Below are 19224 nucleotides of genomic sequence, written 5' to 3' on the forward strand. Positions count from 1 at the left end.
ATGCCGCAAGGAAGGTCGTAGCGGCAATGTCCGCCCCCAGTGTGCTCGAACACCTTCACGTGAACCTGATACCGTTCCCTCCGATTTCCAGCAGGGACAGATCATGCCCGTAGCCCCCTCGACGCCATCCGAGGCGCTTGATGACGACAACGGCTGCGTACGAGTGCGCGGCGCTCGCGAGCACAACCTCCGGCAGGTCGACGTGGACCTGCCGCGCGATGCCCTGGTGGTCTTCACCGGGGTGTCCGGTTCCGGCAAGTCGTCGCTGGCCTTCGGTACCGTGTATGCGGAAGCGCAACGGCGCTACTTCGAATCGGTCGCGCCGTATGCGCGGCGGCTGATCGAGCAGGCCGGCGTGCCGGATGTCGATGCCGTGGATGGGCTGCCGCCGGCGGTGGCGCTGCAGCAGCGACGCGGGGGCAGCAGCGCTCGGTCCTCGGTGGGCAGTCTGACCACGTTGTCCAATGCGCTGCGCATGCTCTACTCACGCGCAGGCCATTACCCCGCCGGTCAGGCGTTGCTGGAATCGGATGCCTTTTCGCCAAACACACCAGCCGGCGCCTGCCCGGATTGCCATGGTCTGGGCAAGGTCTTCGATGCAACCGAGGCGTCGATGGTGCCCGATCCGTCGCGAACCATCCGTGATCGCGCCATTGCCGCCTGGCCGCCGGCCTGGCAGGGCAAGAACTATCGCGACATCCTGGTCACGCTGGGTTACGACGTGGATACGCCGTGGCGTGATCTGCCGCAGGCCGACCGTGACTGGATCCTGTTCACCAAGGAACAGCCCGTGGTTCCGGTGTACCGCGACACGGCGCCGGAGGACGCGCGCGCTGCCTACGCTCGTGGCGAGGCCGGCAATTACAAGGGCACTTATGTCAGCGCACGCGAATACGTGATGCACACGTTCGCGACCGCGACCAGCGAGAGCATCAAGAAGCGCGTGGCCCGCTACCTGGTGTCCCGTCCGTGTCCGACCTGCGGCGGTGGTCGTCTGCGGCGCGAAGCGTTGGCGGTGACGTTTGCCGATATGGATATCTCGACCGCTTCCCAGTTGCCCATGCGTCAGCTTGCCGAGCGTCTGCGTGCCGCCGAGAACGCGGCGGACGGCGATGCCGGGGCGCATCCGGAAAGACAGTTGGTGGCCCGGCGTATCGTGCAGGATCTGTGCGAACGCATCGCCACGCTGGACGATCTGGGTCTCGGCTATCTGTCCCTGGACCGCAGCACGCCGACGCTGTCGCCCGGCGAGTTGCAGCGGTTGCGCCTGGCCACGCAGCTACGCGCCAAGCTGTTTGGGGTGGTCTATGTGCTGGACGAACCCTCGGCGGGCCTGCATCCGGCCGACACCGAGGCGCTGTTGCGTGCGCTGGCGAAGTTGCGCAGCGGTGGCAATTCGGTCTTCGTGGTCGAGCACGAGCTGGACGTGATTCGTGCGGCCGACTGGCTGGTCGATATCGGCCCCGACGCAGGCGAACAGGGCGGTGAGGTGCTGTACAGCGGACCGCCGGAGGGCCTGAAGGATTGCGATGCATCGCACACGCGCCGGTACCTCTTCGATGCCGGCGAGGCGTCCCGTCGCACGCCACGCGAACCCGTCGCCTGGTTGCGGCTGGAAGCGATCACACGCAACAACGTGCAGGATCTGGACGTAGGTATTCCGCTGGGTGTGATGACGGTCGTCACCGGGGTTTCCGGAGCTGGCAAATCCAGTCTGGTCAGTCAGGCGCTGGTGGAGCTGGTCGGTGCACACCTTGGCGTGCAGGCGGAAGCGACGGACGAGAGCGACGAACTTGCCGCCGGCGACATGCCGCCACCCGCGGGAGGCCGGATGGTCGCGGGCATGGACATCGTTACGCGTCAGGTTGTCGTAGATCAGCGTCCCATCGGCCGCACGCCGCGCTCCAATCTGGCCACGTATACCGGCTTGTTCGATCACGTGCGCAAACTGTTTGCCGCCACGCCCGAGGCACGTCGGCGCAAGTACAACGTCGGCCGCTTTTCTTTCAATGTCGCCAAGGGGCGCTGTTCCACTTGCGAAGGAGAGGGCTTCGTATCCGTGGGGCTGCTGTTCCTGCCTTCGGTGTTTGCGCCGTGCCCGACCTGCCACGGTGCGCGTTACAACGAGGACACGCTGGCCGTGACCTGGCGCGACAAGAACATCGCCCAGGTGCTGGATCTCACGGTGGATGCCGCCGCCGAATTCTTCGGCGATGAAGTGCCGGCGCTGGCGCGCGCCTTGTCGACGCTGCGCCAGGTGGGACTGGGCTACCTGCGGCTGGGGCAGCCGGCGACCGAACTCTCCGGCGGCGAGGCCCAGCGCATCAAGCTGGCCACCGAGCTGCAGCGCAAACCGCGTGGTCACACGCTGTACGTGCTGGATGAACCCACGACCGGACTTCATCCAGCCGATGTCGATCGCCTGATGCAGCAGTTGCAGGGTCTGGTCGACGCGGGGCACACGGTTCTCCTGGTCGAGCACGACCTGCGCGTGATCGCGGACTGCGACTGGGTCATCGACATGGGGCCGGGGGCCGGCGACGAAGGCGGCGCTGTCGTGGTGCAGGGGACGCCTGCAGAGGTGGCCGCTTCCACGCACGGCAAGACGGCTGGTTACCTGGTGCGCGCGCTTCGAGATGGACGATGAAGGAACATCACTGAGCACGAATGGCTTTCGAGTCCCTGTTCGTGCAGGACGCGGATGCCTATTCTTTCCCACTTGCCGCGAGTCACGTTGTTACCGTGCCCATGCCCTTGCTTATTTTTTCGGCAGCGGCGCGAACGAAACTCGCTTTTTCGGTGTACTGGATTTTTTCGTCTGCACACTGGGCGCTGAGATGCTTGTATTGAGCGCGGTATTCCTGCGCGTCGTGCTGTCCTGGGATGGCGTGACGTCGTGGAAGTTCGTCGTGTTCTTGCGGTAGGTGTGCGTTTGCGATGTCGTCGTCTTCATTTGCTGTCCCCCCGACAATTCATGCGGAAACTGTTGATGCACTGGATGCATGGTTCCTGGATCGGTCGAACTCACGTGCGTGAGGTCCGCGCTGCTGGGCGCGAGGCGTTGCACGGGGATTTTGTTGGGCAGCTCGCGTGTGCCGATGTTGGCCTGGGAGGTGGTGTCACTGGTGATCGGTTTGGCGAAAGGATTGCTTTTCGTGCCGGTTACGTGGAGTGAACCCTGTGGTGCCAGCAGCGAACCCGCAGTCGTGAGTGGGTCGTAGGCGTAGGGGTTGATCGCGTGGATTTCGTCGAATTGAGAAAGCCCTGTGGAGCGTCGAATCGTGTCCGGAGCATTGGCATCGCCATAGACTTCGTACGAGATCTTCGCGGAACTGTTCCTGCGTGGATTCGTGGCCAGTTCGTCCTTGTAGTCGACGTTGTAGACCGGCCGCATGAAAGATGAATTTTTTCGGGTCAGGTGTGCCGGTGTCATCGGGTGATTGCCGTGCCCGATGTTCAGCACCGCCATATCCAACTCGTCGACTTTCACGCGCCGGCCCTGGGATGTGGTCACGAAGCCTCTGGTGGAAGGCTTCTTCTTGCCGTCGTTGCTCCGGTCCATGGCGCTTTCCTTGGTGAGTGCTGAGGCTGTCGATTTTCCGTTTCCGGGCAGTTGTCGCGAGAAAAGAGCGGATTGTCAATGATTTCGGAGAAATGTCCTTGTTCCCGCGAGTGCGCTCGGAGACCGGGTGACAGCCTTGCCGAGGCGCATACAGCGTAGTCCAGGAAGGCAATGGCCGATGGCTCCCCCAAGCCGTCGGCATGCACGCATCGAGAGCGTTTTCGTGTGCATCGTCGGACGGTCTGCTCGCCCAGGCGGTGATCGAAAGAGACGCCGCCCCTGTTTTTCCGTGCCGGAACAGTGCACCCTGACCGCCGTCTCTGCCCGCACGATCACGGAATCCCCATGCACGACGATGCATTGCAACGCCATCTGCTCGAACTGTTCGCCCGGCACGACATCGAGCTGGAGCCGGACGAGGAGGGCTGGCTGCTGAGCCTGGATGGCTGGCCTGCGATTCGTGCGACCTGGCACGATGAAGGGCGGCTGGATATCGATGTGGCGCTGTCGGAAGAAGGGCGCATCGAAGAGAGCCTTGCCGGTGAGGGCGATGGCGAGGCCGGTCTTAACGATGCGCTGGCGCGGTTCGAGTCCGGCGTGCTTCCGGTGTTGCTAGCTGCCTGCTGGTATGTCACCGACGAACGCACGCTGGGTCTGGCTCGCTGGGAGTTGGGGTTGCGCGAATGGGATGTCTTTCTGGGACGGTGGATGGTGCGTGGTGCGCTCGCCTCGGCGGATATCCCCGATGGCGTCGCACCGGCCATCCAGGCCGCAGTGGAGCGTGAAGCATTGTCCCCCGGCCAGCATGTCCTGCGGTTGTTCCATGCGCACGATGATGCGTCGACGTCGCACAGCGAGGCGCTGCTCGACAATGCGCCGTGGGCTGCCGGGACACAGGCGTTGGCGGCATGCGAGTGGCCGGCGGATCGCGACGCCTATCGCGCGCATCAGGTGATCGTGCTGGATGTATGCGACTACTGAACGGTCTCTGTGCCGGAGATGAGATCGCGGGCGGGGCAGCCGCGACGTTCCAGGCACGAGGTGTCGATTCCACCCGGAATATGAACGGACCCATTTTTTCGATTGCTATTTGGGCCGCATGCGCTTAATCTTTCGCCGCTGAGTTTCAAGGGTCACAGTGAATCGTGGCCCGATGTTGTAGATCCAAGTCACACTACATCGTTGAACCCTTTTCCTCCTTGCGACCAGCTTCCTGCCGCGCAGCGGCTTTTTTCTTCCGTTCCAAGGAGTACATACGATGTCTCAGACCGAAACCGGTACCGTCAAGTGGTTCAACGACGCCAAGGGCTTTGGCTTCATCAGCCGTGAAAACGGCGGTGAAGACCTGTTCGTGCATTTCCGCTCGATCCAGGGCTCGGGCTTCAAGAGCCTGCAGGAAGGCCAGAAGGTCTCCTTCGTGGTCACGCAGGGTCAGAAGGGCCTGCAGGCCGATCAGGTTCAGGTTCTCTGATCCTGTTCAACCTGTGAAGAAAAAGCCCGGCCATGTGCCGGGCTTTTTTGTGCCTGTGTGTTCGATTTGATCGGCGGAGGTCTGAAAGGGCTTTCCGAACGCACCATGTTTTCAGTGGGCCGTTGCGCGGATGAACCAGGTGCTTGAAGGGGCCCACACGCCGTCGTCCCGGGCATAAGAAGCGAAGGTTTCACGCAGCGCTGCGACGACCTCGTCCGTGCATGCCGTGCCCTGTTCGCCGGCGAGGCGAATGATCTCGCCTGCAGGCCCCAGCGCCATGGCGAAGGCGATGGCGTCGTCCAGATCGCGGCCGATGCAGATGTCGCAGTCGTGACGCTCCAGCGTGATGTTCGAGAATCCGGCGCCGCCCAGCATGTCGCTGACCATGTCCGCGCCGGCCATCGAGAAGGGGCCGGGACCGCAGTGAACCTGGTCCGTGTCCTCGTGCGACACGACAGGAACGATCGCCTTCACGTGCAGTTCCGCTTCATGCAGCCAGGGGTTGTCCTCGCGCTTGCGCCAGACGATCTGCGTGAAGGTGCCACCCGGCTTCAAGGCCCTGCAGATGTTGCGCATGGCCGCACCCGGCATGGCGAAGAACATCGTGCCGAAGCGTGCGAAGGCATGGTCATAGGGGCCGCCCAGGTCATCCCACTCCACGTCGCGGATCTGGAAGTTCGCGTTCTGGACGCCGTTGTCCTGTGCATCCTGTTGCGCTGCGCGGATGAAGTTCTCGGCGCAATCCACGCCGGTCGCGCTCCCTGCGGGGCCCACGCGCTGCGCAATGCGTAGGGTGCTGTCGCCGAAGCCGCAACCGACGTCCAGTACGTGAGCGCCTTGCGGATAGGGATGCCTCTGCAGCGCGGCATCGCTGTGTTGCGAAAGGCCGTCCACGAGCAAATGCCTGAATCGGACGAACTTGTCGAACAGAATCGTGTTCCAGGCTTCGATAATGATGCTGTTGCTGTCGTTCATCGCCGTCCTCGCTCTGACAGGAGGTGCCTTCGGAGTCGCGATCAAGCGACGGTCCGGCGGCGGCTGCAGACATCATCGCGCGCAAGGCTGGGTGCGATGCGCAGACGTGTGCAATGTGTACGCGTATCGGTACACGGCCGCGTGTTCGTTATCCTGCGACCGGCAACAAGTTGCAATAGACCGTTCGTGCATGGCTGTCAGCCATGTCCGGGCGGCGAACGAACCGTGCTTGCGGCCGGTGGTCCGGCGTTCTTTTCAGGATTCCTGCGTGTAGAGGCGGAGTCCTTCGTAGGGCTACTCTCTAAGCATCGCCAGGCGACTCTCCAGGCCGCCGACGTGGATCTCCAGCTTGTGACCATCCGGATCGAGGAAATAGAGCGAATCCCCCTCGCTCCGATTGTCCCTCCAGCGTGCGGCGCCGTATGCCTGAATGCGTTCGCTGCAGCGGCGAAAGGATGGCTTGTCGATCGTGAAGGCGAGGTGGGTGTATTCCGGAAGCGGGCCATCGCGCGTTTGGTCATCTTGCGACAGGCAGATCCACTCGTTGCCGGCCAGCAGATAAGCACCGCGCGTCCATCGAGCCATCGGCTTCAATCCGACGACTTCGACATAGAACTGGAACGAACGCGCCAAGTCGCCTACCGCCAGCGTGACGTGGTTGATGCCAAGGATTGCGTGCATGCTTTTCTGTCAGTTGAAGATAGGGTTCCGGCCCTTTCTGGCCGCGGCGATCAATGCGTCCGGTCGGGCTTGCGGCGTGATTTCTTCGATCTCCATTTTTTGGGGGAAAGTATGAATCTGGCCACTCTTTTCATGACGGGACCGTGCCAAGCTGATGTGTGAGGGGTGACGGAGATACGGTATGAAACCGATCGGTTTGCTGATGGGCGCGTGCCTGTTGGCCGGACTGACCGGCTGTACGGTCCAGCAGTTGTATGCGAGCGGGCAGTCCTGGCAGCGCAATGAGTGTTTCAAGTTGATCGACAGCGTCCAGCGCAATCAGTGCCTGGCGCAGACGTGGATGCCCTACGATCAATATACGCACGAGTTACACCAAGATAACGTCGAGCGCGCGCAGTTGGCGCGACCCTGATCTCTGCGTCCAGTGCAGTCCATGCATCGAGGCGTGGCTTTTGCTCTGTGCAGAAGTCGCTCTCTGACACGCCTCCGACATTCGCCGATATCGACGAGCTAAATCCGTTTCAATAGGTGATGAGGCGCTCATTTCAGGGGGGCATATTGCCCGTCCAAGTTTTTTTGATAAGTGTGGCAGGGCAGGACTGTTCATGGATGCGGTCTTGCTCGATACGGAGGACGGTAATCCGACTCTTGTATATGGACGTATATACATCCAGTTCTTATATAGCTAAGGATTCCAGTGCAATGAAAAAACAAAAGTTTATTGTGCATGCACTCGCCGTTGCGATCATCTTTGCTGGAGCGGCTTTCACTACGCAGGCGATGACGGTCTCCAATGCAAACAGCGTCAAGAATGCCACCGTGCAACGTCTGCCGAAGTGTCCTGTTGGCTATGAATCCTGTCCGGCATTGAATAATCAGTGCGTAATCATGGGGACGTGCTCGACTACCACGAACTGATCGCCTGGATTTTTGCAGCGACGGGAGCGGTAGCCCTTTGTACCCTCCAACAGAAAGGCGGGCGATGTCCGCCTTTCTGTTGGCTGGCGCAATCATCATGGATGATTCGCAACGTGGCCTGCCTGTCCCGCTCCGGACGTTTACTTGATCGCTTTTTGTTCGTTGATCGCGCTTTGAATGGACTGGAGTTGCGCGGATCTGGTTGCGGAGTCGAGTGCGGAGATGGGTAGCCGGGGCGGGGGCGCTGGGTGGAACTTGTCCCAGTCGTAGTTGGCTTGGCTTTGCGCAGTTTTCTTGTCGGAATGTGGTGAGCTTTCCAGCGTCTTCACGCGCTCGGCCAGACTGGCAATATTTCTATCCGTCTTGTTTACCTGCTCGAACAGCTTGTTGACCTGATTCGTTTGATCGGCACTTGCTTCCAACTGGTTCTTCAGCATCTGGTTGATCTGAACCTGCTTCTGAAGCCTTTCATCCGCTCTCCTCAGCTCGTCGGTAGCGTTGCTCATCGATGTGTACAAGCCGATCACGATGGCAACGCCCACGCCGATAACCAGGCCTTCGCCAAGCTTGGCGAGGATCCTCTTGAGTGTTTCATTTGATGATTTCATCGTTGCCGTCTCCTCGAGGTGCCGTGCCCCTGATGTCATCCTGTGCGTTAAGTCATCTTCTTATTCGCGAGCAAATCGAACCGCTGTAAACGTATCTGTTGCGGCTGCTGGTGCGGTGAACGCTTTGCATGGAGTTTTTTGTCGAATGCATGCGTTGATGTGGTGGTTGGGTGAGAAAATCAGGCTTTCCCGGAACGCATTGCGCCCGTGATTCCGCCTGCTGGCACGGAAATGGTGACGAAGACATCGTTCGTGCATCAGCCTGCCGGGACCAGCACATTCAGCACCAGGGTGGCGTGGCTGAACGCGGCATCGCACATGAAGCCATCGTGATCGGTGGCGTGGAATGCAGCCAGCGCTCGCGTCATGTCCGGCGTGATCGTGAAGCCATTGTTCGGTCGCGTCCCGTGCAGCCACGCATTCACTGTTTGCGTCACATTCACATGGTGCGGGTGAACGTTGGGCCCCGGGTGCGGGCGCGCCGGCCGCGATGGGATGAACCTGCGGGGTCCGAGCGAACCGCCGCTGTAGTAGATGCCTTCGCTCCATCCTTCGGTGGCCTCACCGATATACATCACCTTGCATTGCTCGGCGGTTCCACGGCCGATCGGCGGGTCCAGGGGAGACAAGCCGCCGGATAGCTCAAGCAATGCGGAACCCACTGCGGCATTGCGCGGCACGCTGGAGAGGTCGAACTGCACTGCTGCCTGGGATGTGGTCATCCAGCGTTCGTGACAACTCTGTCCACGATGGACGCGAACCACGTAGCTGGCCAAGTCGGTTACCACGGGTGGGGAAAGATGAGCCTCTCTGAGGAACTCGTTCCATGTATAGGAAACAATCGGCGTCCGGTTCAATGACGGCCAGCAGATACCGAAACGCTCATCCCGAACGGATCCCTCTATCGTGGCGGTCTGGCTGGCCGGAATCACGATCTGCCGCTGTTCCAGTGGTGGGAGATGGATGCAGCTGGGCAGTACGCTCAGCGCGACAACTGCAGGCATCAAGCGAACAAGAAATCGAGAACCGGTCATGACGAACTCCCTTCGTGATGATGTCATTCGCCCGCTGGACGGCGAGACGAAAAGTCGTTGCATCGCAGATTTCCCCATGGGGCCGATGCCGCATCCATGGGTTCGGACGTTGCGAGGCGATGACCTCGGGACGGTCCGAAAACTCAGGGGCGACAATTTCCCCGCGCCCCATGCACGGTCAGCGAGGCGCGGACACGATAGTGAACGTCGCTGCCCCGCAGGTCGAAGCTGAGATTGCGCGTTCTGCCGGCCAGCGAGAGGATGTCGCGCATCGACAACGCCACCGTGGCCAGTCCGAAGTTGTCGTCCTCGTTCTTCCACGAGAAGGTTTCGTGCCACGCACCGGTATCGCGACTCATCTGCACGGCGCCGTCCGCGCGAAGCGAACGATCGAGCCGTTCCTGGGCAACGTTGCGCCAGTCCGCCAGACGGTCCTGTACCCACCGGTTGCTGGAGAAATCCTTTTCCCAGCCACGCACGGCGATGCCGAACACGGTACGCATTTCATCCAGATCGGCGTGTGGAATGGGGCGGATGCCTGTCGTGTAGAAGGGCAGGTCGTTGGTCGGGATGGGGTTGGGGATGGAATGGACACCGACGTTGTCGCCGAGCATCGGCGACACGAAGCCGTCGATGTGCGCGCTTGCCCCGGGCAGGTCCGCATGATCGACGACGGATCCATCCATCTTGACCATTAACGCCATGAAGTAGGGTTCGTCGGCCTCGAAGAACCATTCCTGCTGATCGATGATTTCCAGCGAGATCCAGCGCAGTTCGATCTGCAGGTCGTCCTGGCGGGTGAACGCGTTTCCGCCGAAGCCGCCGGTCTTGTGGGTGATGCGGATATGCCGTTCATCGACGATCTGCATATCGAGTGCGCCGGTCTGATTCACTTCGCCTTTCGGCACATCGGCCCATTCCCCCTGGATTCGAAGACCCTCGCGCTGCCCCATGAACACGTTGACCCAGCGTCGTCCCGGCTCTTCGTCGGAATGCGGCTCGGCCTCCGGGTTCTCGCCGACCCAGGCCATTTCGCCGGTGCCCGATACCTCGCGGATGTAGTACGTGCCGTGATCGTCGCCGATCCAGACTCCGGTCAGATTCTCCAGGCCCGAGCCGACGAAACCCGGTTGGACGCGCGCGACAGAGCGGTTCACCGGCGCATTCACTTGCATCGTGCGCAGTCCGGAAAGACCGAACGGTCGCGATTGCCGCAGAATGGAAACGAGGGGAGGGCCGGCAAACACCGGCCGCATTTCCAGGTTCAGGGGACCGTGGTTGCAGGTCAGACCCTTCGGGACGTCGATGAATGTGCCTTCCCAGCGATCGTCCGCCGCTTCTCCCGGAATGAAGCGACCCTTGAAGACCTGTGCCCATTGCAGCGTGTCGTGTTCGCCGAACCACCACATGTCATCGATACCGGCTTCGCGGTCGGTCACCTGATGTACGTAGTAATCGCCGTTGTCGTTGCCGCGGCCGAAGAATCGTTCGGGGAAAAAGATCGATGGCATGGGAGGCGTCTCCTTGACGTATTCGGAGGACGAAGGCGATATCGCCGGAGCAGATGTCCTTCGTCTCTCTTCCAGATGCCGCGTTCAACCGTTGATTGGCGGCGGCCATGTCATGGGAGTATTCGCCTGCGGTGACGATGCAGGTATCGGGAAACGCCTACTTCCTAAGCACTAGATTTGGGCCAGGAGCTGAAGCTGCGTGCCCTGATGCGCGGAAGAAGGGGTGTATTCGACGACGTTGCCGCCGTTTCCGAGGCTGTGGTCGGAGTTGTCCTACAAAAGCGATCGGCTTGAGGGTGCTTTCGCGATGAAGTCCGCATCATGCACAGGGGTGCTTCGGTCGGGCTGGTTTTGGACGAGAGCTTCGGCACGGAGATGGCTCGGCGACATGGCCGGGTCCTCTGACAACTACGGGCCTGCAGTCCCGAAATCCAGCATCGCTTCGTCCGTGCTGCCGCTAGGTTTCATTCTTTGTTGGTGATGTGATGCATCGCCTCCGTCCCTTTTTCTGCGATCCTCGCGCCGCGATGAAACGCAGCGAAAGGCGGGCCGATGTCTACGTGGCACCGATTCCGGCAATGGGGAGACGGGCGTTTGGGTTCCATTGGCGGAGAAGGCGAAATGGCGACCCCGTTAGTTCGGAGGTGTGCCTGTCCCCGTTATGGTCTCTTCGTCGTCGTCGCTCAGCAGACCGACGTTGTCCAGTTCATGATCTCCTTCGGTCGGTGCCGGTCCCTCCAGGCGCACGCGCAAGGCCAGGTCGGTATGTGAATCGGCATGGGAAAGCGCATCGGCATAGCTGATTCGTCCACTGGCGTACAACTCGTACAACGAGTCATCGAAAGTCAGCATGCCGTGCTGTCCGCTCTGCTTCATCGCCTCCTTGATCGAAGACAGTTCGCCTTTCTCGATCAGTGACGCCACGTAAGGCGTCGACAACAGGATCTCCACCGCCGGCACGCGTTTGCCGTCGGTGCCGCGCAGCAGGCGTTGCGAGATCACCCCCTTCAGGTTCAGCGACAGGTCGACGAACAACTGATGATGGGCCGAATCCGGGAAGAAATTGATGATGCGGTCCAGCGCCTGGTTGGCGTTGTTGGCATGCAGCGTCGACAGGCACAGGTGACCGGTCTCGGCATAGGCCATGGCCGCCTGCATGGTCTCGCGGTCGCGGATCTCGCCGATCATGATCACGTCCGGCGCCTCGCGCATGGCGTTCTTGAGCGCGCTGGCGTAGCTCAGCGTATCCAGTCCGACTTCGCGCTGATCGACGATCGAGCGGCGGTGCACATGTTCGTATTCGATCGGTTCTTCGACGGTGAGGATATGCCCGCTGCGGTTGCGGTTGCGGTATTCGATCATCGCCGCAAGCGTGGTCGACTTGCCGGATCCGGTGCCGCCGACCATCAGCACCAGGCCGTTCTGCAGCATGATCAGGTCGTGCAGGATGGGCGGAAGGTTCAGTGCCTCGATGCCCGGGATGTTGTTGCTGATATAACGCACCGCCACCGCGACATGGCCGCGCTGGCGGTAGATGTTGATGCGGTAGCGTCCGATGTCGGAGAGGGACAGCGCCAGGTTCATTTCCATTTCGTGCTCGAACTGGCGTTGCTGCTTCTCGCTCATCATGGCGTAGGCAATGTCGTGCACCGCTGCCGGGTCGAGTGGATCCTTCCCGAGGTAGCTGGTTTCGCCGTCAATCTTGATGCTCGGTGGCGCTCCCGCCGAAAAGATGATGTCGGAGGCCTGGCGTTGCGCCATGAGGTGCAGGTATTCGGTCAACTCGATGCCCATGTGCTCTGACTCCTTGAGTCGCTGCCACGATACGTCGATTCCCCGCTAGGATGACACGCTGCAGTCCCGTAGAAAAGCCGACTCGGCGCGTCTATCAGGAAGTGATTTCAACCACTTGCGGGTGAACGTTGACCCACTCTCGACCGCTGGCTTCATGGTGTCAGGGACGGCGATCGGTGCATTTTTCATGGCCAATTCAAACGGATGCAGGTGTATCCGCCACCGTTTCTCCGCTTTTTCAGATGCCTGAGGCGAGAGCGTTTGGCAAGGAGCGGCAACGGCTGCGGTGTTATCGATGCACTGTTTCATCGCTTCTGTGCTTTTGGGCCCAATGAAACTCATTGTCCCCAGCACCATTTTTTTCGCCATTTTTGATGGCGGACGCTTTATTTGATTGCTACCCCGCGAAATAGCGCGTACAGTGGCTGCGCTGAGTTTCAAGGGTCACACTGAATCGTGGCCCGATGCTGTAGATTCAAGTTGCACTACATCGTTGAACCCTTTTCCTCCTTGCAACCAGCTTCCTGCCGCACAGCGGCTTTTCATCCGTTCCAAGGAGCAAAATCATGTCTCAGACCGAAACCGGTACCGTCAAGTGGTTCAACGATGCCAAGGGCTTTGGCTTCATCAGCCGTGAAGACGGCGGTGAGGACCTGTTCGTCCACTTCCGTTCGATCCAGTCCTCGGGCTTCAAGAGCCTGCAGGAAGGCCAGAAGGTCTCCTTCGTGGCCGTCAAGGGCGACAAGGGCATGCAGGCCGATCAGGTTCAGATTCTCTGACCCGATCCGTCATGCAAGAAAAAGCCCGGCCATGTGCCGGGCTTTTTTTGTGTCCGAACAGCCACTTTGCGGCGGGGCTGTTTTCCCGTCCCGCTCTTCTCGAACATCTACTGGGCCGTCGCCTCGGAATCCGGTGCCGCTTCGTCCTGCACCGTGGTGGATGATTCCTCGGAACGCATCAGGCTGCGACGTTTGAGCAGGAATACGATGGCCCCCACGGGCAGTCCGACGCTCAGAATCCAGGGGCTGTACAACTGCGCTTGAGCCCCCGCGCCGAACAGCTGGATGGTGAGGAGGTTGAAGTGCAGGGCACCAGTGGTCCAGTTCAGGGACAGTGACGTCACGCCGAAGAGGATGAACACGATCCACAACCATTTACGCCGGCGCATCGGGGTGCGGATGCAGCGAATCAGGGCGTAGAGAACGAGGAGTGGAACGCCGATGACGGCGGCCAGCATCGCGAAGTATCCCGGGCCCTTGCCGTACAGCGTGAAACAGTTGGCGTGTTCCACCGAATCGGTAAGCGGGTTGATCCACATGCCCGTGATCATGCGGCCGCGCTGGTCGACATGCTGCGTGACGGTGATCAGCACCCAGGCATGGCCGGGGTACTGGTATTCGTAGATCAGTCGGGATGTTTTCCCGTCATTGTCACCGTTGAGCTTGCTCATGTGCCAGGCGCCAACCAGCTTGTGAGACAGCGGTTTGCCCGAGGGCAGCATATCCGCCATCTTCTTCAGCTTGGCCCGGGCGTCCGCTCCGATCTCGGTCGGGTCGAAGCGCTGCAAAAGCGTATCCAGATGACCTGTTTGCAGGTCATGAATGGCCTCTAGCGCCGTCTGCTTATCCGGCTTGCTGGTGAATCCATCAAGCATCGCCTGCTGACTACAGCCGGAGAGCGAGACCACGATCGACATCAGAAGCAGGAGCATGACGCCGAGGTGAGGGTGGAATTTGACGCGCATAGATACTTCCCTGTGGTGTGATCGCGAACAGTCGCTCTGAGCCGTGCCAATGCTCGAAGAAATTGTCCCTGGCACCTTTTATTTCGCTAGTACTCAAAACTGATTAATTTTGCCTGACGCCGTACTCTGATTTAGGAAGGCTTCAGTCTTGATTTTTGGAAGGATGTATAGTGGGGAGATAGTTGTCAACAGCTGACGGAAGGTGTTATGCCACTGGTAAGAATTGATTTAAACGAAGGGCGTTCGGATAGTGAAATAAAAACTATCATGGACACCATTCAAGATTGCGTTGTCGACGCCTTCAATGTGCCCAAAAGAGATCGCTATCAGATAGTGACCGAACACAAATCCGGACGTATGGTGCTGCTCGATACAGGGCTAGGGTTTGAACGTAGCGAAGACGCGATAGTCATTCAGGTCTTCACCAGCCCTCGTGCGACGGTAATGAAAACGAAGTTCTATAAAGAGGTCACCGAACGGCTTGGCAGCGCCATCGGGCTATCGCCTAAAGATATTCTCATCTCAGTCACCACCAATACAGATGTCGACTGGAGTTTTGGGTTTGGAGAATCTCAATACCTAACGGGTAGCTTGTGATAATGATTGAGTTGCAATAAATATCATCGCACACTTATCGCCTTGGCCCAAGAAAAGTACTAACAAAAGCCCACGCCAGTGGGCTTTTTCATCTGCTTGATATTCAAGGGTAAGGAGTTGTCCCGGGCAGGCGCCTTTTTGGTTGACAAGAAATTGTCCCTGGCACCTTTTATTTAATCGGAGTGTTGGGCTCTTCGGAAAGTGCATCTGGAGCCGTTTTTTATATCAATACCTAACGGGTAGCTTGTGATGATGATTGAGTTGCATTAAATCTAATTGCGCACTTATCGCTTTAGCCCAAGAGAATTACTAACAAAAGCCCACGGCAGTGGGCTTTTGCGTCTACTGGATGTCCAAGGGGTGGGGAATTGTCTCCTGCACCGCTTTTGCAATCGGTTGTAAGTGATTCTGGCGTCATTTTTTTGTTTCTTATTGCGCGGGTGTGATTTCATTGGCCATGTACGAAAGAAGGGCTGTGGTTTTAGGGTAAGTGTTTGGGTCAAGTGTTACATTTCTATCAAAGTGCCAGTTCATGATCGCAATGATTGGCGCGGATTGGTGGTTCCAGATGAAGTCCCAATAAATCTGAATCTGATCATGAAGCTGTTGATCAGTCATGCCAAGAGACGCGGTGGACGGGGGTACCATCACCCATTTTTGGCTGGATGGATTACTGGGTGGGGCGACGTACGTGTACGTTGACCACATATCGCTATCCGACCAGTGATAATTATCAATGCCAATCCAGTCTGGCCTGCTGTTGTATGTTGTTGGGCATCCAGTGGATGGCATTTGGTTTTGAATTTCACCTACATATTTTGCTGTGTGTGCTTGATTGTACGAAAGCACCGTAAATACGGGGATGTTCAAGCCATAATGTTGCATGGCTTCTCTTAGGGTGCAGATATAACTCGGGTACCGGTAGCTGACATAATTTCCATTTTCCTGCAAAGCTTTATTGTCAAATGGCTCATCGATAAAGTAGATGGCGGACGGCTTATACGTCGCCTGCTTGATTGTCGCCACAATATTCCATATGTTTTGCCATGAACCTAATGACGTGCATTGCTGGTCGTTGATGGCTCCGGGGCAGATATCTGTCCATAACGATCCGCTGGTTGTGCCAGATCCTGCATTAATGCCAAGTGCGCATGTGCCTGATGCGCAGGCGCTATCATCGAGTGTTTCGGTACGATGGACCACATTTAGGTTTGTTTTACTGAATCCGGTTGTGTATATAGCGTTTTTAGCGCTGCTAGGGTTCATTGCTGGTTGGGTGAATTGATAATAATCAAGCCAGTCGTAACCATAAAACTTAATTTTTTGTGTTGGACTTGTTGTGCTGGATGGGGCGGTGGTGGTGGTTGGAGGGTTGTCGGGCGGGAGTGCGAATAATGCTTCGCTATAAAGCAGTGACAAAGATAATAGTGCCAATAGTTTGGTGCGCATAATTTTTTTCATTTTCAGTTCCTTCATGGTTTATTTTTTCCAGAGGCGTGGTTTCATTTATTTTCAGAGGTTCTCTGTAAGGGGCGCCCTATTTTCGGATGCAGGAAGTAGGTGATGACTGATTTCAGCCAGCATTCGTCATTCGTATGACAGTCACTAGCCTTCATATTCTGCGTCCAGCCCCTGTCGCGATGAGATTCCCCGATCAGCGACCGAAGGACACAATGTCCCAGTATCTCCATCCATCGCGCACGCTGCAATCAGGGAAATCCTACAAAAGTGCAGACCAATGCGCGATAGACAGGCAAAGAAAAAGCGGGCCGAAGCCCGCTTTTTCAATCACTTGCAGCCGAAAGTTCAGGTTTTCTTGTGCTTCGCTAACCGCAACCAGGTATCCACCACGGTATCGGGATTCAGCGAAACCGACTCGATCCCCTGATCCATCAACCATTCCGCCAGATCCGCATGATCCGACGGCCCCTGACCACAGATACCCACATACTTGCCCTTGGCACGCGCCGTGGAGATGGCCATCGCCAGCAACTTCTTCACCGCCGGATCCCGCTCATCGAACAGGCTGGCGACGAGGCTGGAGTCGCGGTCGAGGCCCAGGGTGAGCTGGGTGAGGTCGTTGGAGCCGATGGAGAAGCCGTCGAAGATCTCCAGGAATTCCTCGGCCAGCAGGGCGTTGGACGGGACTTCGCACATCATGATGATCTTCAGCGGCTTTTCGTCGCCGCTGTGTGCGCCTTGCTTGAGGCCGTTCTTTTCCAGCACCTCGACGACCTTGCGGCCTTCGTCCAGCGTGCGCACGAACGGGATCATCACCCAGACGTTGTCCAGGCCCATGACCTCGCGGACCTTCTTCACGGCCTTGCATTCCAGACCGAAGGCTTCGCTGAAGCTGGGGTCGACGTAGCGGCTGGCGCCGCGGAAGCCGATCATCGGGTTTTCTTCGTGCGGCTCGTACTTGTCGCCGCCGATGAGGTTGGCGTACTCGTTGGACTTGAAGTCGGACAGACGCACGATCACCGGCTTCGGGTAGACCGAGGCGGCGATGGTGGCGATGCCCTCGGCCAGGCGGTCGACATAGAACGCCACCGGGCCGTCGTAGCCGGCGATGCGTTCGTCGATCTTGGCCTTCACGTCGGCGGACTGCTTGTCGTATTCCAGCAGTGCCTTGGGATGGATGCCGATGTGGCTGGCGATGATCATTTCCAGGCGCGCCAGGCCGATGCCGGCGTTGGGCAGCATGCCGAAGTCGAACGCGCGCTCGGGGTTGGCGACGTTCATCATGATCTTCAGCGGGGCCTCGGGCATGTCGCCCAGGTCCGTGGTGATGCGCTCGAAGTCGAGCAGGCCTTCGTAGATGTAGCCGGTGTCGCCCTCGGCGCAGGACACGGTGACTTCGGCGCCGTCGGGGATACTCTGCAGCGCGTTGCCGGTGCCGACGACGGCGGGCACGCCCAGTTCGCGGGCGATGATGGCGGCGTGGCAGGTGCGGCCGCCGCGGTTGGTGACGATGGCCGAGGCGCGCTTCATGATCGGCTCCCAGTCGGGGTCGGTCATGTCGGCGACAAGCACATCGCCGGCCTGGAACTGGTTCATCTGCTCCAGCGAGCGGATGACGCGGGCCTTGCCGGCGCCGATCTTCTGGCCGATGGAGCGGCCTTCGACCAGCACGTTGCCTTTCTGCTTCAGCTCGAAGCGTTCGCGCTGGGTGGCGCTGGCGCGGGATTTCACGGTTTCCGGACGGGCTTGCACGATGTACAGCTTGCCGGTGTTGCCGTCCTTGGCCCATTCGATGTCCATCGGACGCTGGTAGTGCTTCTCGATGGTCAGGGCCTGGCGCGACAGTTCCTCGACGTCGGCGTCGGTGATGCAGAAGCGGCTGCGCAGATCGGCGGGCGTCTCTTCGATGCGCACGCGCTCGCCGTCGGTGTCGGAGTAGACCATGCGCTGCTGCTTGGAACCGAGCTGGCGGCGCAGCACGGCGGGCTTGCCGTCGCGCAGGGTGGGCTTGAAGACGTAGAACTCGTCCGGGTTCACGGCGCCCTGCACGACCATCTCGCCGAGACCGTAGCTGCCGGTGACGAAGACCACGTCGCGGAAGCCGGATTCGGTGTCCAGCGTGAACAGCACGCCGGAGGCGCCGATGTCCGAGCGCACCATCAGCTGCACGCCGGCGGACAGGAACACGTCTTCGTGCTTGAAGCCGTGGTGCACGCGGTAGGCGATGGCGCGGTCGTTGTACAGCGAGGCAAAGACTTCCTTGACCGTGTGCAGCACATCGTCGATGCCGGACACGTTGAGGAAGGTCTCCTGCTGACCGGCGAAACTGGCGTCGGGCAGATCCTCGGCGGTGGCCGAGGAGCGCACGGCGACGGCGATGTCGTCGGAGCCGGCCTGTTCGCACAACTTGGCATAGGCGTCGCGGATGGCCTGGGCCAGGTCGTCGGGCAGGGCGGTGTCGACGATCCAGCCGCGGATCTCCTTGCCGCCGGCGACCAGTTCATCGACGTTGTCCACATCCAGGGTTTCCAGACGCTTGCGGATGCGCTCGGCCAGACCGCTCTTCTCGAGGTAGGTCTGGTAGGCGTCGGCCGTGGTGGCGAAGCCGCCGGGCACGGACACGCCGAGCTGGGCCAGGTTGCCGATCATCTCGCCGAGCGAGGCGTTCTTGCCGCCGACCTTGGCAAGGTCGGTCATGCGCAGGCTGTCGAGCCAAAGCACCAGGTCACTCAAAACGGGAACTCCCTTGGGGTGAACGGACGCAACGCCCTGAAAACGGGTGAAACGCCATGAAAAGAATCGGTATTGTCGCCTGCCGGACCGTCTACAACAAGGTTTGCGGCGGCGTGCGTTCAGGACACGGGCGGT

General features: G+C 59.4%; 17 protein-coding genes. 7 read left to right on the top strand and 10 right to left on the bottom strand.

Features of this window, described 5'->3' with window-relative positions; all coding sequences use genetic code 11:
• Nucleotides 1-103 precede the first annotated feature (103 nt).
• Complete coding sequence (locus HF690_RS09230) at nt 104-2647, top strand: excinuclease ABC subunit UvrA (RefSeq protein ID WP_168609226.1); 2544 nt, start codon at nt 104-106, stop codon at nt 2645-2647.
• A gap of 111 nt (nt 2648-2758) precedes the next feature.
• On the opposite strand, the gene HF690_RS09235 is transcribed toward HF690_RS09230, so the two are convergent.
• Nucleotides 2759-3562 (bottom strand): hypothetical protein, encoded by an 804-nt coding sequence (locus HF690_RS09235; protein ID WP_168609227.1) that lies wholly within the window; start codon nt 3560-3562, stop codon nt 2759-2761.
• 345 nt (nt 3563-3907) lie between these two features.
• On the opposite strand from HF690_RS09235, the gene HF690_RS09240 reads away from it, so the two are divergent.
• A complete protein-coding gene (locus tag HF690_RS09240) occupies nt 3908-4543 on the top strand; it encodes a DUF6348 family protein (protein ID WP_168609228.1) in 636 nt (211 codons plus the stop codon).
• A 277-nt stretch (nt 4544-4820) separates the two neighbouring features.
• Complete coding sequence (locus HF690_RS09245) at nt 4821-5033, top strand: cold-shock protein (protein WP_113064776.1); 213 nt, start codon at nt 4821-4823, stop codon at nt 5031-5033.
• A gap of 111 nt (nt 5034-5144) precedes the next feature.
• Here HF690_RS09245 and HF690_RS09250 read toward each other — a convergent pair whose 3' ends face one another.
• On the bottom strand, nt 5145-6008 hold the full coding sequence (locus HF690_RS09250) for a class I SAM-dependent methyltransferase (protein ID WP_168609229.1): 864 nt from the start codon (nt 6006-6008) through the stop codon (nt 5145-5147).
• Nucleotides 6009-6302: 294 nt separating this feature from the next.
• The gene (locus HF690_RS09255) at nt 6303-6689 is read right to left on the bottom strand and encodes a fosfomycin resistance glutathione transferase (RefSeq protein WP_168609230.1); all 387 of its coding nucleotides are present in this window, start codon (nt 6687-6689) and stop codon (nt 6303-6305) included.
• A gap of 181 nt (nt 6690-6870) precedes the next feature.
• On the opposite strand from HF690_RS09255, the gene HF690_RS09260 reads away from it, so the two are divergent.
• Complete coding sequence (locus HF690_RS09260) at nt 6871-7101, top strand: hypothetical protein (protein WP_113064778.1); 231 nt, start codon at nt 6871-6873, stop codon at nt 7099-7101.
• 290 nt (nt 7102-7391) lie between these two features.
• A complete protein-coding gene (locus HF690_RS09265; RefSeq protein WP_168609231.1) occupies nt 7392-7607 on the top strand; it encodes a hypothetical protein in 216 nt (71 codons plus the stop codon).
• 140 nt (nt 7608-7747) lie between these two features.
• Here HF690_RS09265 and HF690_RS09270 read toward each other — a convergent pair whose 3' ends face one another.
• The 4 genes from HF690_RS09270 to HF690_RS09285 all read right to left on the bottom strand — a co-directional run bounded on the left by HF690_RS09270 (nt 7748) and on the right by HF690_RS09285 (nt 12554).
• Nucleotides 7748-8215, bottom strand: a complete 468-nt coding sequence (locus tag HF690_RS09270; RefSeq protein WP_168609232.1) for a hypothetical protein — start codon at nt 8213-8215, stop codon at nt 7748-7750.
• 257 nt (nt 8216-8472) lie between these two features.
• Complete coding sequence (locus HF690_RS09275; protein WP_168609233.1) at nt 8473-9249, bottom strand: hypothetical protein; 777 nt, start codon at nt 9247-9249, stop codon at nt 8473-8475.
• 143 nt (nt 9250-9392) lie between these two features.
• Nucleotides 9393-10760: a hypothetical protein gene (locus tag HF690_RS09280; RefSeq protein ID WP_168609234.1), complete on the bottom strand. Its 1368-nt coding sequence runs from the start codon at nt 10758-10760 to the stop codon at nt 9393-9395.
• A gap of 633 nt (nt 10761-11393) precedes the next feature.
• The gene (locus HF690_RS09285; RefSeq protein WP_168609235.1) at nt 11394-12554 is read right to left on the bottom strand and encodes a PilT/PilU family type 4a pilus ATPase; all 1161 of its coding nucleotides are present in this window, start codon (nt 12552-12554) and stop codon (nt 11394-11396) included.
• 566 nt (nt 12555-13120) lie between these two features.
• Here HF690_RS09285 and HF690_RS09290 point away from each other — a divergent pair.
• The gene (locus HF690_RS09290) at nt 13121-13333 is read left to right on the top strand and encodes a cold-shock protein (protein WP_113064783.1); all 213 of its coding nucleotides are present in this window, start codon (nt 13121-13123) and stop codon (nt 13331-13333) included.
• 107 nt (nt 13334-13440) lie between these two features.
• On the opposite strand, the gene HF690_RS15015 is transcribed toward HF690_RS09290, so the two are convergent.
• Nucleotides 13441-14298 (bottom strand): hypothetical protein, encoded by an 858-nt coding sequence (locus tag HF690_RS15015; RefSeq protein WP_205300820.1) that lies wholly within the window; start codon nt 14296-14298, stop codon nt 13441-13443.
• Between the two features lie 207 nt (nt 14299-14505).
• Between HF690_RS15015 and HF690_RS09300 the strand changes: the two genes are divergently transcribed.
• Complete coding sequence (locus HF690_RS09300; RefSeq protein WP_168609236.1) at nt 14506-14895, top strand: tautomerase family protein; 390 nt, start codon at nt 14506-14508, stop codon at nt 14893-14895.
• A gap of 429 nt (nt 14896-15324) precedes the next feature.
• Here HF690_RS09300 and HF690_RS09305 read toward each other — a convergent pair whose 3' ends face one another.
• Both HF690_RS09305 and ppsA read right to left on the bottom strand, forming a co-directional pair.
• Complete coding sequence (locus tag HF690_RS09305) at nt 15325-16371, bottom strand: hypothetical protein (RefSeq protein WP_205300821.1); 1047 nt, start codon at nt 16369-16371, stop codon at nt 15325-15327.
• A gap of 330 nt (nt 16372-16701) precedes the next feature.
• Nucleotides 16702-19089, bottom strand: coding sequence for a phosphoenolpyruvate synthase (gene ppsA / locus HF690_RS09310; RefSeq protein ID WP_168609237.1), 2388 nt, complete (start codon nt 19087-19089; stop codon nt 16702-16704).
• Between the last annotated feature and the right edge of the window lie 135 nt (nt 19090-19224).

This window comes from Oleiagrimonas citrea, from assembly GCF_012395255.1.
GTDB classification, from domain to species: domain Bacteria; phylum Pseudomonadota; class Gammaproteobacteria; order Xanthomonadales; family Rhodanobacteraceae; genus Oleiagrimonas; species Oleiagrimonas citrea.